This window comes from Caproiciproducens puteiluti (assembly GCF_052442865.1).
Lineage (GTDB): Bacteria > Bacillota > Clostridia > Oscillospirales > Acutalibacteraceae > Caproiciproducens.
Genome location: NZ_CP194790.1, coordinates 2,770,515 through 2,786,640 on the forward strand (window position 1 = coordinate 2,770,515; position 16,126 = coordinate 2,786,640).

Consider the following 16,126-nt stretch of genomic DNA (forward strand, 5'->3'; position numbering starts at 1 on the left):
TTGTCCGCCAGATTAAAGGAGGATTTCGTAAACATGAAAAAGGCAAGAAAAATCACCGCAACGCTTCTGGCTCTCGCGATGATGACAGGCGTCATGGCAACCGCTTCCGGCTGCCAGAGCGGGCCGGCCGCGTCGTCGGCAGCTCCCGCCGCAAGCCAGGAAGCCGCAAACAGCGAAGCTCCGGCAGCGGAAGGAAAAACGCTCAACATTTGGTGCTGGAACGATGAGTTCCAAAGCAGGTTCAACGATTATTATCCGGAAGTAAAGGAAGTGGCCGGCGACAAATCCACCACTACCTTAAACGACGGCACCGTCGTCAAATGGACCATCAATCCGAACGACAACAACAACTATCAGAACAAACTGGATCAGGCGCTGCTTTCTCAGGAAAGCGCCGCTGCCGACGACAAAATCGATATTTTCCTGGTGGAAGCCGATTACGCATTAAAGTACGTCGACAGTGAATACACATTGGATGTAAAGAAAGACATAGGGCTGACGGACAGCGACCTGTCCAACCAATACCAGTACACACAGGATATCGTCACCGACAAAAGCGGCGCCCTGAAAGGCACCACCTGGCAGGCGACCCCCGGTCTGTTCGCTTACCGCCGTTCCATCGCCAAAGCAGTGCTGGGCACGGACGACCCCGCAAAGGTACAGGAATCTCTCTCCGACTGGGATAAGTTCAACAGCGTAGCGGCGCAGGCCAGCGCCAAAGGCTACAAGATGCTTTCCGGCTATGACGACAGCTACCGCACCTTCTCCAACAACGTATCCGCACCGTGGGTAACGGACACGACGGCCACGGTTGACGCCAACCTGATGAATTGGGTAAAACAGACGAAAGAATATGCACAAAAGGGCTATAACAACAAGACCTCCCTCTGGGATGACAAGTGGCAGGCCGACCAGGGCCCGAGCGGAAAAGTACTCGGATTCTTCTACTCCACCTGGGGTATTAACTTTACCCTGCTGGGCAACTCCCTGAAAACACCGGTCGCGGAAGGCGGCAAGGAAGAAGTCGGCAACGGCGTTTACGGCGACTATGCCGTCTGCCAGGGCCCTGAAAGCTACTACTGGGGCGGCACCTGGATCTGCGGCGCCAAGGGAAGCGACAACATCGGCACGATCAAGAATGTCATGAAGTCCCTCACCAGCGACAGCACGATCATGAAGAAGATCACAACCGACACACAGGATTATACCAATAACAAAGCGGCCATGGAAGAAATCGCGAACAGCGACTTCAAATCCGCATTCCTCGGCGGACAGAACCACATTAAGCTCTTTGCCGAAGTGGCGCCGAAGATCGACATGAGCAACGCCGGTCCCTACGACCAGGGAATGAACGAAAGCATGCAGAAATGCTTTAAGGATTATTTCGACGGCACGGTCGACCTTGAAAAGCAAAGGCAAACTTCGAAAAGACAGTCAAGGAGAAATATCCTGAAATCACAGAAATAAAATGGCCATCATAAAGATTTTTTAAGCCGGACGCACGGCTGCCAAAGGGGGTTTCCCCGGACCGCGGCCGTGCGGCTTTATTAGGGAAAGGGGGCTTCGACTTCATGAACGCTGAGAGTACGCCGAAAAAGAGGAAGCGCAGCCGCTACGCGAAATGGGGTTATCTTTTTATCTCTCCATTTTTTATCGTATTTATTGTCTTTTCATTGATTCCTCTGTGCTCCACCATTTATTACAGCTTCTTTCAATATTACCGCCAGGGGCTGAAAATCATTGGGCCGACCTTTACGGGCATGGCGAATTATGTCAAATTGTTTCAGGCGGACCTGCCGAATTATCTGGGAAACACCCTCCTGATCTGGCTTATCGGCTTTATTCCCCAGATTATTATCTCCCTGCTTCTGGCAGCCTGGTTCACCAACCTGCGCCTGAACCTGCGCGGGCAGGGGTTCTTTAAAACCGTGATCTATATGCCGAATCTGATCATGGCTTCCGCTTTTGCCATGCTGTTTTTCGCACTGTTCAGCGATAACGGCCCCGTCAACGGAAGCTTGGTATCCCTCGGAATTTTCAGCCAGCCCTTCCGATTTTTGGCCAGCATAGCCGGCACTCGCGGCCTGATCAGCTTCATGAATTTTCTGATGTGGTTCGGTAATACCACGATTCTGCTGATGGCGGCGATTATGGGCGTCGACCCCGGACTTTACGAGGCGGCCGAAATCGACGGCGCCTCCTCCAACCAGATGTTCTGGCGGATCACCATTCCGCTGATCCGTCCCATTATGGCGTATGTCCTGGTCACTTCGCTCATCGGCGGCCTGCAGATGTTCGATGTGCCCCAGATTCTGACCAACGGTTCCGGCAATCCGGACCGCAGCGCGACCACGATGATTATGTACCTGAATAATCATATGTACAGCAAAAATTACGGGATGGCCGGAGCGGTTTCCGCCGTGCTTTTCCTGATCTGCGCGGTGCTCTGCTTCCTGATCTATTTCATGATGACAAACAAGGACGGCGCTGCCGGAAACAAAAAGAAAAGGGGTGTCCATGGATGAATAACCGTTCTAAATCCGGCAAAGCCGGACTTTCCGTCACACGGGGCGCCTGCTATCTTGTTTTGGCTGTTCTTTGCTTTTTGTGCCTGTTTTTCTTTTACATGCTGCTGATTAACTCTTCCCGGAACACCTATCAGATTCAGCAGGGGTTCTCGTTTCTTCCGGGGAAATCCTTTGTCGTAAACCTGAAAAATCTTCTGAAAAACGCGAACATCCCCGTGCTGAGCGGTATTTATAACAGCCTTGTCGTCTCCGCGCTGACGGCGCTTCTGGCGTCCTATTTCTCGGCGCTGACCGCCTATGGGATTTACGCTTACGATTTCAGATTTAAAAAAGCCGCTTTCACGGTTATTTTGCTGATTATGATGATGCCGACGCAGATTTCGGCGGTGGGCTTCGTCAATCAGATGCAGGCGATGGGGCTGCGCAATTCCCTGATTCCGCTGTTTTTGCCCTCCATTGCTTCCCCCACTGTATTTTTCTTTATGAAACAGTATCTCGACAGCAATATGCCGATGGAAATCGTGGAAGCCGCGCGCATTGACGGCAGCGGCGAGTTCCACACTTTTAACACCATCGTGCTGCCGATCATGAAGCCGGCGATGGCCGTACAGGCGATTTTCACCTTTGTGACCGCGTGGAATAACTTCTTTATCCCCGCCCTGCTGATTGACAAAGCCGACAAAAAGACTCTGCCCATCCTGATTGCGCAGCTGCGCAGCGCGGATTTCCTCAAATTCGACATGGGGCAGGTCTACATGATGGTCACGATCGCGATCATTCCGGTCATCATTATTTACCTGATTCTCTCCAAATATATTGTGCGCGGCGTTGCGCTGGGCGGCGTAAAGGGATAACCGGTCCGCCGCAAAATAAACTGAGCTGGGGATGAAGCAAATGGGATTTCCTGAAAATTTCATCTGGGGCGCCGCAACCGCCTCCTACCAGATTGAGGGAGCCCCGCGGGAAGGGGGCAAAAGCGACTCTGTCTGGGATGAGTTCTGCCGTGTTCCGGGCGCTGTTTTTGAGGGTCAGACAGGCGACGACGCCTGCGACCATTATCACCGCTTCCGGGAAGATATCGCCATGATGAAGCAGCTGGGTATCCGCGCTTACCGCTTCTCCTTCTCCTGGCCCCGCATTCTGCCGGACGGAACAGGGGAAGTAAACGAAGCGGGCATGCGTTTCTATGAAGACCTTGTAGAAGAACTCCTGCAAAATCAGATTACACCCTATGCCACTCTTTTTCATTGGGATTATCCGGCCGTCCTGCAGAAGCAGGGCGGCTGGCTGAACCCACAAAGCCCGCTGTGGTTCGAACAGTATGCCGAAACCATTGCGAGACGGTTTAAAGGCAAAATCCGGCATTATTTCACCATCAATGAACCGCAGTGCTTTATCGGACTGGGCTACGGCCGCGGCACGCACGCGCCCGGCCTGAAGCTTTCCGCCGCGGATAATTTTCTGGCGGTCCACCACGTTCTGCTGGCGCACGGAAGAGCTGTCCGCGCGCTGAGGGAATACGGCGGTCCTGTCAGTGTGGGGCTGGCGCAGTGCGGGCGGATTTTCGTTCCGCAGACCGACCGGACCGAGGACGCCGAAGCCGCGCGGCGCGCTACCTTCGAGGTCCCCGGCGACTATCTTGACGCTCTTTTCAGCGTCTCCCTCTGGAGCGACCCGATTCTGAAGGGGGAGTACCCCAAAGACTTCCTGCAGAAATTTTCCGATGTTCTGCCCGAAATCAGCGCGGGGGACATGGAGCTCATCCATCAGCCAATCGATTTTTACGGGCAGAATATTTACCACGCCGCCCGCGTCCGGGCGGCGAAGGGCGGCTGGGAACCGGTGCCGTTCCCCGTGGGGATGACAAAAACGGCCATGAACTGGCCCGTGACCCCGGAATGCATGTACTGGTGCAGTAAATTTCTGTATGGAGAATACCGTAAAAAAATCATTATCAGCGAAAACGGGATGTCCGCTCACGACGCCATCTCACTGGACGGGCGGGTACACGACCCGAACCGGATCGATTATCTGCGCCGCTATCTCCGTTATTTAAGGATGGCGGTAAATGAGGGTATTGATGTCGCAGGTTACTTCGTCTGGTCCCTGATGGATAATTTTGAATGGGATTCCGGTTATCACGAACGCTTCGGCATCATCTATGTCGATTACGAAACACAAGAGCGAATCCCGAAGGACAGCGCTTACTGGTACCAAAAAACGATTGAACAAAACGGAGAGAGGCTTTGAAAGCCTCTCTCCGTTTTGTTCGTATCCATTCAGTCCGGTTCCAGCAGTTCCGCAAACGAATCAATGTACTCATCCGCTTCCCGGAGGATGGTCTCTTTTTCATAGTCCGAATACGGATCGTAAACCCCGCAGGTCCGGAAGCCGCCCGCCTTTGCTCCCCGGATTCCCGCCGAAATATCCTCAAACACCACGCAGTCCCGTGCGGAAAGGCCGAGCCGCTGCGCCGCCAGAAAATAGATATCGGGGAAGCCCTTCCCCCTCTCCACCTCGCCCAGATGGGCAAAAGCGTCGAACAGGTCAAAAACGCCGTTGTTTTTCAGTGCCGGTTCGTACAGCTCCGGGGCCTGCGCGGTTGCGACCGCCAGCCTGACTCCACGGCTTTTTAACTTCCGGAGGAATTCCCCGGCCCGGGGCTTCAGTGCGATTTCAAAGCGGTAGGCCTGTTCGGACATTTCCATCCAGTCACGGATGACCTCCTGTGCCGTTTCCGGCAGGGAAAACCGCGCGATGGTATACGCCGCCGCGTCGCGGTAGTTCATGGGTGTAACCTTTTCGACATAGTCGTCCGGCAGAGGGATTCCCCGTTTCGCAAGGAACCGCTGATCGATCTGCGCCCAGATTCCCATGGACTCCAGCAAAGTGCCGTCAAGGTCAAAAATCGCGCCTTTCAATTCCTTCATGGATTCCCTCCCTGAAAAATCTGTAAAAGCCCGCGGGCGGCTTCGCGGATGTCGGGCTGTGCGATCACCGCGGAAACCACCGCCAGGCCGTCGATACCGATCTTACAGAATGCGGGGGCGGTTTCCCGGTTGATTCCCCCGATGACGACAATCGGGATTTGAACCGCCCTGCGGATAGCGTGTAATTCTTCCATAGAGACGATTTCGGCGTCCGTTTTCGTCCCGGTCGCGTACATGGCGCCTACGCCGAGATAATCCGCGCCGTCCTTCTCGGCCTGAACGGCTTCTTCCAGTGTGGACGCGGATACCCCGATAATTTTTTCTTCCCCCAAAATACGGCGCAGCACGCCGCAGGGCAAATCGCTCTGCCCCACGTGCACGCCGTCCGCATTGACTGCAAGAGCAATGTCCAGCCGGTCGTTGATAAGCAGAGGGACGCCGTAATGTTCCGTTACCCTTTTCACCGCAAGGGCCGTGTCGTAAAACAGGCGGGAAGAAATATTCTTTTCCCTCAGCTGGATGACCGTACAGCCCCCCTGAATCGCCTGTTCCACCGATTCCTCCACTGCAGCGGTGCTCATCAGTTCCCTGTCCGTACAGAGGTACAGGGAATAATCGATTTCAGATTTCATCCAGCTTCGCCCTCTCTTCCAATAAAACAGGATTCAGGCGGCTCAGCGCGTCGATAATCGCGATATGAAAGCTGCCGGTGCCGGTCTGCCCCGCCGCTTCGTACGCAAGCTCTCCCGCGATTCCCATGGAAGCGATTCCGGCGACCGCCGCCGTAAAGCCGTCCCGCAGCGCGCCCGCGTAGGCGCCGACCAGCGAGGAGGTCATGCAGCCGGTACCGGTCACCCTGCTGAGCATGGGATGTCCGTTGCGTATTTGGGCAACTCTTTTCCCGTCGGCAATCACGTCGACCGCACCGGTAACGGCGGCCGTACAGCCCAGCTTTTCCGCAACGGCTTTTGCAACGGTAACCGCGTCGTTGCCGCCGTCGGCCTCGGAGGCATCCACCCCTTTTGTCGAAGCGGCCAGCCCCGCGACAAAGGAGACTTCGGAAATATTCCCGCGCAGGACCGTAAGACTGACCTGCTCCAGAATTTCTCTGGTCGCGTCGTTGCGCAGTTTGGACGCGCCCGCGCCGACCGGGTCAAACACAACGGGAATCCCGAGTTCGTTTGCCCTTTTCCCCGCCGCAAGCATGGAAGCGACGGTGCGCTGGTTCAGTGTGCCGATGTTCAGCACCAGAGCGGAAGAAATCCCGGAAATATCGGCCGCTTCCGCAATGTCGTCCGCCATGATGGGCGAAGCGCCGATGGCAAGCAGCGCGTTTGCACAGTCGTTGACCGTCACATAGTTGGTGATATTATGTACCAGCGGAACCTTTTCCCTCAGGACGCGGATTGCGTTTGATACTTCTTTGGTGATCTGATTCATTGTTTCATCCTCCGGATATTTTATTGTTTCTTTTATTTTTCAGAGCAGAATTCTACTTTTTTGCCTTCCAGAATCAGGTTGGTCGTACGGACGGCGCACATTTTTCCGCACATAGAGCAGGTGTGGCGGTCGGCGGGAGGGGTACTTTCAAAGTAGTCCCTTGCTTTTTCCCCGTCTATGGCGACCCGGAACATTTCGTCCCAGTCCATCCTGTGGCGCGCGTCCGCCATCTGATTGTCGAGGTCGCGCGCATGGGGAACGCCTTTTGCGATATCCGCCGCGTGCGCGGCAATTATGCTGGCGATGATTCCCTCCTTGACATCGTTCAGATCCGGCAGGCGAAGGTGTTCCGCCGGGGTGACGTAGCACAGGAAGTCCGCGCCGCTGGCTGCCGCAATCGCTCCGCCGATGGCGGAAGTGATGTGGTCGTAGCCGGGAGCGATATCGGTAACCAGAGGTCCCAGCACATAGAACGGCGCGTTGTGACAAAGCCGCTTCTGCAGCGTCATATTGGCCGCGATCTCATTCATGGCCATGTGGCCCGGACCTTCCACCATGACCTGCACGTCCTTTTCCCACGCGCGTCTGGTCAGGTTTCCCAGCTCGACCAGTTCCCCGATCTGCCCGGCGTCGGTGCTGTCGTCCAGACAGCCGGGACGAAGCGCGTCGCCAAGACTGATAGTCACATCGTATTCGCGCAGGATTTCCAGCACTTCATCATAGTACTCGTAAAACGGGTTTTCATTGCCCGTCATCTCCATCCACGCAAAAAGCAGAGACCCGCCCCGGGAGACAATGTTCATGGTGCGGCCCTCCCTGCGGAAGCCCTCCACCGCGCGACGGTTGATGCCCGCGTGAATCGTCATGAAATCCACGCCTTCTTTCGCGTGCGCCTCCACCACCTTCAGAAAATCCTTTGCGGAGATTTCCAGCAAATCCTTTTCCAGATACCCGATCGCATCGTACATGGGCACCGTGCCGATCATCGCGGGGGATTTTGCAATCAGCTCCTGCCGGAAGGTATTGGTTTTGCCGTAATTGCTCAGGTCCATGATCGCTTCCGCGCCGAAGCGGAGCGCCATGTCCACCTTCTGCATTTCCACATCGTAATTTTTGCAGTCGCCCGAAATCCCCAGATTGACGTTGATTTTTGTTTTCAGTCCCGCGCCGATTCCCTCCGGAGACAGGGCCGTATGGTGAATATTGGCCGGAATGGCGACCTGCCCGGACGCTACCAGCTCCCGTAGCTCTTCGGGCTCCATGGATTCTTTTTCCGCCACCACGGTCATCTCTTTGGTGACAATGCCTTTTTTAGCCGCTTCCATCTGCGTCTGATATGTTCTCATTGTAATAATCCTCCATTTTTATACAAATTGTAAAAATGATTGGTCGGGCCGTGGCCTTTGCCGATCTGCAGCGCGTGCCGGATGGCTGTGGTAACGTATTCTTTCGCGGCGCCGACGGCCTCGGAAACCTCCATTCCGTTCGCAAGGTTTGCCGCAATGGCGGAGGAAAGGGTACAGCCCGTACCGTGGGTATTTTTTGTGGGAATCCTCTCTGTCCGAAACGCACGGATTTCTTCTCCGTCAAACAAAATATCCACCGCGTCGCCCTCCAGATGCCCGCCCTTGACCAGCACATACCGGGGGCCCATGTTCCTTAGAACAGCCGCGGCTTTTTCCATATCCCCGACGGCGCGGATTTCCAGGCCGGTGATTGCTTCCGCCTCCGGGATATTGGGCGTGAGCAGAAAAGCCTGCGGCAGCATTTCGGCTTTCAGCGTTTCCAGCGCGTCCGGGTGCATCAGGGCGCGGCCGCCCTTCGCGACCATCACCGGGTCCAGCACCACGCCGCCGGGCCGGTAAAAACGCAGCCTTTCGGCGACCGTCTTCATCTGCTCCGCGCCGGAAAGCATCCCGATTTTTACCCCGTCCACCGCGATATCCTCAAACACGGCGTCGATCTGGTCGGCGACAATCCGCGGCGGGATATCCTGAATGGAAATCACGCGGCTGGTGTTTTCCGCCACCACCGAAACAATGACGCTCATGCCAAAGGCCCCGTGCGCGGCAAAGGTTTTCAGGTCGGCCTGGATTCCGGCTCCGCCGCTGCAGTCGGAACCCGCAATGGTCAGTAAATTTTTAATGGCTAACTCCTCCTTCTGAAATAAAAAAATGCCCACCGTCAAGGCGAGCATAAAAAATCGGATTTTGCTCCCTACGACAGCGTTAACTGACAGGTTCAAAGGGTCAGGTTTTACCTTCTCAACTCGGATGAGTCCCCCCGCGTCTATTCAATTAAAAAAGCGTCCACCCAAACAGGTGAACGCGAATCAATCAACGTTCCCTACTTCGGTATTAGCCGACAGGTTCAAAGGGTCAGGTTTTACCTTCTCAACTCCATGAGTTCCCCCAGTTGTATTTTATTATATACTGTATTGGAATGCCTGTCAATCCGTCTTCCGTCCGTATTTTTCCATGCCGCTTTGGTGCAGGGAACACCGTAAACGGAAGGAGACCGGCAGTCCGGCGAACTTTTTATCCCGTGGAACCCGGTTATGAACGCTATTGGATTGCCTCCCTGCCGCGTTCCCCCGTACGGATACGGACGGCGTCACTGATGTCGGAAATAAAGATTTTTCCGTCGCCGTATTCCCCGGTGTACGCCTTTTCGACGATGCTGTCCACAACCGTATCGGCCTGTTCGTCCAGAACGATCATTTCAATTTTGATTTTCGGCAGGAACTGGTAGTCGACCTCCGTCCCCCTTACAAATTCCTTCCAGCCCTTTTGATTGCCGCAGCCCATGACCTGCATAATGCTCAGGCCGTTGAGCTGGAGAGAATCGAGGATTTCTTTGATTTCTTCCAGCTGATCCGGACGTATAAACGCTTCAATTTTTTTCATATCTTCACCATTCTCATTTCTTAATCCATCCCGTTAAACGCCGGGTAGGCGGATTCCCCGTGCTGGGAAGCGTCGAGCCCCACATTCTCGTCTTTCTGGGAAACCTTGATGCCGCCCGTAACAGCCGAAGTGATGCTGCCGGCGATCAGAGTACCGACGACCGCGATGACAACGGTGATGGCGATCGCCGCAAGCTGGCGCAGGAACAGGTTTGCATCGCCGAAAATCAGCCCGTTCCACGCCGCCGCGGAATTAATGGATTTCTGCGCAAAAATACCCGTCGCAATACCGCCCCATATTCCGCCGACGCCATGGCACCCGAACACATCCAGCGCGTCGTCATAGCCGAATTTCGGCTTCACAACGGTAATGAAGAAATAGCAGATGGGACTGACTATGGCCCCGATGACCAGAGCCGCCCAGACAGGGACAAAGCCCGCTCCGGGGGTAATCGCCACAAGGCCGATCACCAGGCCGGTGGAAGCGCCCACAATCGTCGGTTTTCCGCTCGTGATCACTTCGATCACCAGCCAGGAAAGCATCGCCGCCGCGGCCGAGGTATTCGTTGTCAGAAAAGCGTGAACGGCAAGCTCGTTCGCCGCCAGTGCGCTGCCCGCGTTAAAGCCGAACCAGCCGAACCACAGAAGCGCGGCACCCATAAAAATCATCGGCGCGTTGTGCGGGCGGTAAGTCGCCTTTCCGTAATTTTTCCGCTTGCCGAGAAAGATGGCAAGGACAAGGGCGCTGACGCCGGAGCTGATATGTACCACGTTGCCCCCCGCAAAATCCACGGAACCGATGTCGAACAGGAACCCTCCGCCCCAGACCATGTGTGCAAGGGGATAGTAAACGATCACGGACCAGATGGCCGTAAAAACAACGAGAGAGGAAAACTTCATCCTCTCGGCAACCGCGCCGGTCATCAGCGCGGGCGTGATGATGGCAAACATCATCTGGAAAACGGCAAAAGTCAGCGTGTTGGGGTAAGGAAGCGTTTTATCCGCAAAGCCGTCAAAATTCATTCCCACCCATTTCAGATTTCCGATGATACCGGCGATATCCCCGCTGAAGGAAAGGGAAAAGCCGACCAGCACCCATAAAACGGAAGCCACCCCCATCAGAATAACCGACGACATCAACGTATTGATAATATTTTTCCGCTTAACAAAACCGCCGTAAAAAAATGCCAGGCCCGGTGTCATAAGAAGTACCAGAGCCGAGGAGGTCAGCATCCACGCCACATCTCCATGATCCATGTTTAAACCCCTATTCTTTTGTTTTTTGCAGAAAATAAAAAAGGCCAATAAAGCAATACACAAAGTAAAGCTTTATTGACCTCATTGCCAATAAGACGCGCCGGCAGGCAGCCTTCTGCTTATAGCCGCCTTTATTACCAAAATATATTAATCTATTTTGGAGTATCTGTCAAGCGGTAAAATTCAAAATCAACGGTTGAAAATTTTTATGCGCTTTTAACGCCGTAAATTCATTTTTTATAAAATTTCGCTACAGAAGCGCTGCGCCGATAATGCCGGCGTCGTTCCCGAGAGCCGCCCGAATCACTGCCGGCGCTTCCACCAGTTCCCCGCCAAAGCAGAAATGACGGACAAACGTGTTGATGGGGTCGAGCAGACGCGCTCCTTCATTGCAGATTCCGCCGCCAAGGATAACACACTCCGGGCGGAAAATATTGACAAAATCGACGACGCCCTCGCTGAGATAGGACAGATAGCTTTCCACCACCCGCCGTCCCGTTTCGTCGCCCTGCCTTTCCGCTTCAAAGGAAGTCCGGCCGCTGATACGCTCCGGATCCCCTTCGCACAGCTTCCAGATCAGCGACTCCGGGTGCTCCTGCGCGGCGCGCTTCGTCTGCCGGATCAGCGCGGTGGCCGACGCATACGCTTCCAGACATCCGCGCCGCCCGCAGGTACAGAGCTCCCCATCCTTGACAAGAACCGTATGCCCCAGCTCCGCACCCGCGGAATGGCAGCCGGAAAATATTTTGCCATCCAGCACCACACCGCCGCCGACGCCGGTCCCCAGCGTGATCAGGACGGCATTTTTACAGCCCTTTGCCGCGCCCGCCGCAACCTCTCCCAACGCCGCACAGTTCGCATCATTACTGAGACGGCAGGGCAGGTCGATCCATTTTTGCAGGGCGGAGGTCAAAGGGACTCCCTTCCAGCCAAGATTGTTCGAGTACAGCACCGTACCCGTTTCGGAGTCGCAGATGCCCGGGCTGCCGATTCCAACGGAACAGCACTGTTCCACGGGAACCCCGGCATTGTGCAGGGCCTTTCTTACGGCTTTCGCCATATCCCCGACAATTTGCTCATAAGGACGGTCCGCCCCCGTCGGGGTGGAGTATTTGGCGGCAATGTGAAAGTCCTCATCCACCACCCCCACCGCGATATTGGTCCCGCCAAGGTCGATTCCGACCCGGTAAACAGCCGGTAAAGATTCCGTTCCTTCCATCTGTCAATCCCTCCTTTTCAGAAACAGCCCGGCCTGTTTTCAACAGCATCAATACGGGCGGTCAATACAGAAACAGGGCCACTGGCAAACAGCGACCCTGTTATGCATTTTTAAACTCTTATTTGATCGTATCTTTGTTTAGTACGGAAACGCCGGTGTCAACGGAGGTCTTTTCAATGGTTTCGCCCTTGACCGCTTTCACGGCGGCCTTCATGCCTTCGTAGCCCATGACGTCCGGATTCTGAGCCATTGCGCAGAGCAGGGAACCGTCTTTAATCAGAGAGAAAATAGAGTCGGACTTATCAAAGCCAACGCCGACGATATCTTTCTTGCCGGAGCCTTTGATGGCATTTCCAGCGCCGACGGTGCTGCCTTCGTTACAGCCGAAGATACCGACAGCACCCTCTGTTATGTAGTTATCTGCGATATCCTGTGATTTTGTTGCGTCGCCTTCGCCGTACTGGGTCTGGAGCAGGGTGTAGCCCTTGCCATCGAACGCCGCGCGGAAGCCCTTTTCACGCGCTACAGTGGAAGCTGTGGCAGAGTTGACATTGACGATACCGATTTTTCCGTCTTTCTTTCCGGCCGCTTCCAGCGCTTTGAGCATTTCCTCGCCCGCCGTCTTACCGGCTGCTTCGTTGTCCGTTGCGAAGGTAGCGATGCCTTCGGTCTTTGCCGGGGAGTCCACATAGATGATTTTAATTCCCTTTGCCTTTGCATCTTCCAGAGAAGCGGAGATAGCGTCCGGGCCGTTGGCGGCGATCATGATCGCGTCTGCGCCGTCGGCGATTGCATTGTTGACACGCTCGATCTGCTGCGCGTCATCCTTTTTGTCCGGAGCCATCCATTTGTACTCGATGTTGCCGAGCTCGGCAACCGCCTTCTGCGCGCCCTTGTCGACAGAAACCCAGTGCTGGTCCAGACTGTCCATGGTAATTAAAATGACTTTGATCTTTTTGTCGGAAGCCGGAGCCGCCGCAGAGCCCGCATCCCCCGCTGAAGCGGTGTTTTCCGCGGATGCCGGATTGGCCGCCTGACCACAGCCGGCGAATGCAGTTACTGCCATTGCCGCGCAAAGTAGAATAGCCAAGATCTTCTTTTTCATTACATTAAGCCTCCCTAATTTTTATACATTAAAGCATCTGCTTTAACTTTCTTTTTGTGCCGTTACCAGTTTGGTATTGTTCTTTGCCTTCTTCGGTTTTCCGGTGCGGATGACAACATCCAGCAAAACGGAGATGACCACGATGGTGCCGATCACGATATTTCTCATGGCGACCGGCGCTCCCGCGAACTGAAGACCGTTCTGCAGTACACCCCAAATCGCCGCGCCGACCACCGTACCGACCAGAAGGCCCTGACCGCCCAGAGTGGAAACGCCGCCGATGACCGAAGCCGCGACCGCGTACATTTCGTACATGTTTCCGGCGTCCATGGTTCCCATACCGGCCGTCGCGCTTGTGATCAGGCCGACCACACCGGCACAGAACGCGCTCACAATATACACCTTGATGGTGGTGCTGTCCGTATTGATGCCCGACAGCTTGGATGCCTCAATATTGCTGCCCACCGCGTAGATATGGCGCCCCGTGCGCGTCTTGCTGAGCAGGAAATTGAATCCCAGAAAGAGAACAAGTGCAATCCAGATAGTATTGTAAAGGCCGAACGTGCTGCCGTAGTAAAACAGATTCCGGTAGCCCTGTGCCGCTTCCCCAATGGCGTCCGTGTTATAGTTGTTGTTGACGATCTGGGCGACGCCTCTGGCGACCGTCATGGTGCCCAGTGTGGCGATGAAAGGAGGCAGCTTGCACTGCGCCACCAGTAAACCGTTCAGGACGCCCACGCCGACACAGAGGACCAGGGTCAGCAGCATGGCGGCCCACGGATTCATCCCCTTGGTCATCAGTGTCGCGGAAATCATGCAGCTCATGCCGACGACGGAGCCGATCGACAGGTCAATGTTCCCCGTAATCAGGACATAGGACTGGCCGATGCCGATAATCAGAATCGGCGCAACCTGCCGCAGAAGATTCCCGACATTCCTCCCCGAATAGAAGGACGGATTCAAAACCGCAAACACAATGCAGAGGACGATCAGTCCGGCTGTAACGGTGACCACCTGTCCCATGCCCCGGATAGCCATTAATTTTTTCCATGCGTTCTGTTTCTCTCTATTTTCCATTTCAAACGCTCCCGACTTTCTTTATTGCTAGATGGCTTCTTTTTGCTCATATTTGGATTCAAACTTTGTCGCGTACTGCAGAATAAGGTCCTGAGTCGCTTCGCCCGCCGCGAATTCGCCGGTGATTTTTCCGTCGCACATGACCAGAATCCTGTCGCTGATCCCCATGATCTCCGGCATTTCGGAGGAGACGAAAAGCACGCCGATCCCCTGCTTTTTCAGTTCGTTCATCAGGTTGTAGATTTCGACCTTCGCGGCTACGTCGATTCCCCGTGTCGGCTCGTCGAACATCACTACGCGGGAATTGCGCGCCAGCCACTTGGCAACCACCAGCTTCTGCTGATTTCCGCCGGAGAGGGTCGCGGCGTCCATGTCCGCGCTGACAAGCTTAATGCTCAGGCTTCTGACCGCTTCGTCGGTCATCGTTTTTTCCTTTTTTCTGTCCACCACGCCGAATTTGCTGCAGAGCAGGTCCAGATTGGGCAAAGCGATATTATCCTCCACGCTGAGTTTGACGCACAGGCCGTCTTTTTTCCGGTCTTCCGGCGCAAGGACGATTCCCGCGCGGATCGCGTCAATCGGCCGGCGGATCACCGCTTCCCTGCCGTCCACAAAAATTTGGCCGGATTCTTTGGGGTCCGCGCCGAAAATCGCGCGCGTGGTTTCCGTCCGACCGGCGCCCATCAGCCCCGCGATACCGACGATCTCGCCTTCGTACAATTCGAGATTGACGTTCCGGACCATCTTGCCCGCGTTCAGGCTCTTTACTTCAAAAATCTTTTTCCCCCGTTCACAGGTAACGCGCGGGAATTTTTCCTTGATTTCACGTCCGACCATGTAGGAAATGATTTCGGACATCGTCGTGTCCTTGAAATCCATGGAGGTAATGTATCTGCCGTCGCGCATGATGATGACGCGGTCGACAATGTTCTGCAGCTCCTCCAGCCGGTGCGATATGTATACGATTCCGCAGCCCTCCGATTTCAGCTTGCGGATGATTTTGAACAAATCGTCAATCTCGTTGGAAGTCAGCGCCGAGGTCGGTTCGTCCATAATCAGTATTTTGGCGTTGGTGGACAGCGCTTTCGCAATTTCCACCATCTGCTGCTTGGACACGGCCAGATCCCCGACAATCGTAGTGGGGTCCAGGTCAATGTTCAGTCGGGCCAGCAGCGCCGCCGCGTCTTTGTTCATCTCCCGGTTGGAAAGGATGCCGGAATGTGTTTTCTCCCGCGCCAGAAAAATATTTTCCGCCACCGAAAGGTGCGCGCACATGTTCAGTTCCTGATGGATAATCGCTATCCCCAGCTCCTGCGCCTTTTTCGGCGTTAAATCCTCGACCGTCTGACCGAAGATTTTGATTTCGCCTTCATCCTTTGTGTAAACGCCGCTCAGCACCTTTACCAGTGTTGACTTTCCGGCGCCGTTTTCCCCCAGCAATGCAAGAACCTCTCCGGATTTCAGATCAAACGACACATCGTCCAATGCCTTGACTCCGGGGAAACTTTTGTGGATATGATTCAGTTCTGCTATGTATTCCCCCATTTTAACTCACCCGTCCTTATCTGTGGAACTCGTTTCCATGTGACCAGTATAGCATTGGCTTTTGTTTTTCATAAGGGGGTTACATTTCGAATAAGGGGGTATTTCTTTTGATGGTTTATG

Annotated in this window: 14 protein-coding genes, 1 pseudogene and 1 riboswitch; of the genes and pseudogenes, 4 read left to right on the forward strand and 11 right to left on the reverse strand. The window is 54.7% G+C overall.

Annotated elements, in window-relative coordinates; all coding sequences use genetic code 11:
* Window positions 1-33: 33 nt before the first annotated feature.
* The 4 genes and pseudogenes from ACRQU7_RS13455 to ACRQU7_RS13470 all read left to right on the forward strand — a co-directional run bounded on the left by ACRQU7_RS13455 (window position 34) and on the right by ACRQU7_RS13470 (window position 4,778).
* Window positions 34-1,481, forward strand: a pseudogene (locus tag ACRQU7_RS13455) (carbohydrate ABC transporter substrate-binding protein).
* A 90-nt stretch (window positions 1,482-1,571) separates the two neighbouring features.
* Entirely contained in the window at window positions 1,572-2,525 is a 954-nt protein-coding gene (locus ACRQU7_RS13460; protein WP_444641355.1) for a carbohydrate ABC transporter permease, read from the forward strand.
* A complete protein-coding gene (locus ACRQU7_RS13465) occupies window positions 2,522-3,382 on the forward strand; it encodes a carbohydrate ABC transporter permease (protein WP_444641356.1) in 861 nt (286 codons plus the stop codon). The genes ACRQU7_RS13460 and ACRQU7_RS13465 overlap by 4 nt, the downstream gene beginning before the upstream one ends.
* Window positions 3,383-3,422: 40 nt before the next feature.
* The gene (locus tag ACRQU7_RS13470; RefSeq protein ID WP_444641357.1) at window positions 3,423-4,778 is read left to right on the forward strand and encodes a GH1 family beta-glucosidase; all 1,356 of its coding nucleotides are present in this window, start codon (window positions 3,423-3,425) and stop codon (window positions 4,776-4,778) included.
* A 29-nt stretch (window positions 4,779-4,807) separates the two neighbouring features.
* Here ACRQU7_RS13470 and ACRQU7_RS13475 read toward each other — a convergent pair whose 3' ends face one another.
* From ACRQU7_RS13475 to ACRQU7_RS13525, 11 genes are all read right to left on the reverse strand, one after another.
* A complete protein-coding gene (locus ACRQU7_RS13475; RefSeq protein WP_444641358.1) occupies window positions 4,808-5,458 on the reverse strand; it encodes an HAD family hydrolase in 651 nt (216 codons plus the stop codon).
* Window positions 5,455-6,090 carry a thiamine phosphate synthase gene (gene thiE, locus ACRQU7_RS13480; RefSeq protein WP_444641359.1) on the reverse strand — a complete coding sequence of 212 codons (636 nt, stop codon included), beginning with the start codon at window positions 6,088-6,090 and terminating at the stop codon, window positions 5,455-5,457. The genes ACRQU7_RS13475 and thiE overlap by 4 nt, the downstream gene beginning before the upstream one ends.
* Window positions 6,080-6,898, reverse strand: a complete 819-nt coding sequence (thiM, locus tag ACRQU7_RS13485; RefSeq protein ID WP_444641360.1) for a hydroxyethylthiazole kinase — start codon at window positions 6,896-6,898, stop codon at window positions 6,080-6,082. Before thiM ends, thiE begins: the two co-directional genes overlap by 11 nt.
* Before the next feature lie 32 nt (window positions 6,899-6,930).
* Window positions 6,931-8,244, reverse strand: a complete 1,314-nt coding sequence (thiC, locus tag ACRQU7_RS13490) for a phosphomethylpyrimidine synthase ThiC (RefSeq protein ID WP_444641361.1) — start codon at window positions 8,242-8,244, stop codon at window positions 6,931-6,933.
* On the reverse strand, window positions 8,241-9,044 hold the full coding sequence (thiD, locus tag ACRQU7_RS13495; RefSeq protein ID WP_444645599.1) for a bifunctional hydroxymethylpyrimidine kinase/phosphomethylpyrimidine kinase: 804 nt from the start codon (window positions 9,042-9,044) through the stop codon (window positions 8,241-8,243). Before thiD ends, thiC begins: the two co-directional genes overlap by 4 nt.
* A gap of 179 nt (window positions 9,045-9,223) precedes the next feature.
* A riboswitch (TPP riboswitch) is annotated at window positions 9,224-9,321 on the reverse strand.
* 141 nt (window positions 9,322-9,462) lie between these two features.
* Window positions 9,463-9,804, reverse strand: coding sequence for a P-II family nitrogen regulator (locus ACRQU7_RS13500; protein WP_141825806.1), 342 nt, complete (start codon window positions 9,802-9,804; stop codon window positions 9,463-9,465).
* A gap of 20 nt (window positions 9,805-9,824) precedes the next feature.
* Window positions 9,825-11,060, reverse strand: coding sequence for an ammonium transporter (locus ACRQU7_RS13505; RefSeq protein ID WP_444641362.1), 1,236 nt, complete (start codon window positions 11,058-11,060; stop codon window positions 9,825-9,827).
* Window positions 11,061-11,310: 250 nt separating this feature from the next.
* Window positions 11,311-12,279 carry an ROK family protein gene (locus ACRQU7_RS13510; protein ID WP_444641363.1) on the reverse strand — a complete coding sequence of 323 codons (969 nt, stop codon included), beginning with the start codon at window positions 12,277-12,279 and terminating at the stop codon, window positions 11,311-11,313.
* A gap of 118 nt (window positions 12,280-12,397) precedes the next feature.
* A complete protein-coding gene (locus tag ACRQU7_RS13515; RefSeq protein WP_444641364.1) occupies window positions 12,398-13,384 on the reverse strand; it encodes a substrate-binding domain-containing protein in 987 nt (328 codons plus the stop codon).
* A 42-nt stretch (window positions 13,385-13,426) separates the two neighbouring features.
* The gene (locus ACRQU7_RS13520; RefSeq protein WP_038325224.1) at window positions 13,427-14,461 is read right to left on the reverse strand and encodes an ABC transporter permease; all 1,035 of its coding nucleotides are present in this window, start codon (window positions 14,459-14,461) and stop codon (window positions 13,427-13,429) included.
* 27 nt (window positions 14,462-14,488) lie between these two features.
* Window positions 14,489-16,006 (reverse strand): sugar ABC transporter ATP-binding protein, encoded by a 1,518-nt coding sequence (locus ACRQU7_RS13525; protein ID WP_444641365.1) that lies wholly within the window; start codon window positions 16,004-16,006, stop codon window positions 14,489-14,491.
* Window positions 16,007-16,126 lie beyond the last annotated feature (120 nt).